At 34.6% G+C, this 1,064-nt stretch carries 1 protein-coding gene and 1 pseudogene; both read right to left on the bottom strand.

Going from position 1 to position 1,064, the window contains the following annotated elements:
- Window positions 1-414: pseudogene (locus EZH24_RS12445) on the bottom strand (50S ribosomal protein L1); the annotation flags it as partial.
- Between the two features lie 121 nt (window positions 415-535).
- On the bottom strand, window positions 536-958 hold the full coding sequence (gene rplK / locus EZH24_RS12440) for a 50S ribosomal protein L11 (protein ID WP_137999369.1): 423 nt from the start codon (window positions 956-958) through the stop codon (window positions 536-538).
- Window positions 959-1,064 lie beyond the last annotated feature (106 nt).

The raw sequence follows: 1,064 nt of genomic DNA, 5'->3' as shown, positions 1-1,064 counted from the left end.
CTGGTCCGCTGATTTCCGTATCAACCCAAAAAGATTCGCTTCTTTCATCAAATCTGGAGTCGATATTGCGACATCAAAATCGGTATAACCGCCTCTGATTTTGCTTATCAAATCTTCAAAACCAACTTCAATAGCGCCAGCGTTTTTCGCTTCGTCCGCTTTTTCTCCTTGCGCAAACACGACTACTCTTTTTTCCTTTCCGAAAGAATTTGGAAAAGATAAAGTGTCTCTTATAGAATGTTTTGGCAAGATATTGAGGTTTATAGTAGCCTCAATAGTCTCGTCAAATTTGCAGGTGGCGTTTTTTTTCGCCAATTCTATAGCTTCTTCAACGGTATAAGGTTTTAATTTTTCTACCGTCTTAAATATAGCATCGTAACGTTTGCCGCCAATCTTTTTTTGTTTTGTAGCCATTTTTTATCCTCTTTTATAATCAATTTTTCAAACAATTACTTCCATTTATTCGTATTTTTTCAATAAATGGTGCGCTTTTATTTTTTATTCTAAATATTTAAATTTTACTTTAAATAAATATTTATTCAACTTTTATACCCATAGCTCGAGCCGTTCCAGCGACTATTTTTTTTGCCGCTTCAATATCGTTTGCCGACATATAAGTCATTTTTTCTTGAGCGATTTCCTCAAGCTGTTTTTGATTTATACTCGCTACTTTGGTTTTATTAGGCTCTCCCGAACCTTTTTCTATTCCCAATTTCTTTTTAATCAATGTGGAAGTAGAAGTTCCTTTCGTCACAAAAGTATAAGTTTTATCTTCGTAAACCGTTATATAAGTATTTAATAACTGCCCTTTTTGTTTTGAAGTTTTAGCGTTAAAATCCTTAACGAACGCCGCTATTTGTATCTGCTTCTGTCCGAGAGCGGGACCCAAAGGCGGAGCGGGAGTCGCTTCTCCTCCTGAAATTCTAACTTTTACAATACCGACTATTTTTTTTGCCATTTTATACCTCTTATTTTATAATTTCTTTACTTTATTAAAATCTAATTCCGTAGGCGTGCTTCTTCCAAAAATTTCAATCTTAACTGGTCAGACATATTGGATGAAG

This window comes from Brachyspira catarrhinii (assembly GCF_005518285.1).
Taxonomy (GTDB): domain Bacteria; phylum Spirochaetota; class Brachyspiria; order Brachyspirales; family Brachyspiraceae; genus Brachyspira; species Brachyspira catarrhinii.
Note: the sequence above shows the minus strand (reverse complement) of the source record. Positions and strands in the feature narration are given on the sequence as shown.

What these genes read in the sequence shown, in the direction of transcription:
- rplK (WP_137999369.1), bottom strand. Translation starts at nt 958, where the DNA reads ATGGCAAAAAAAATAGTCGGTATTGTAAAAGTTAGAATTTCAGGAGGA.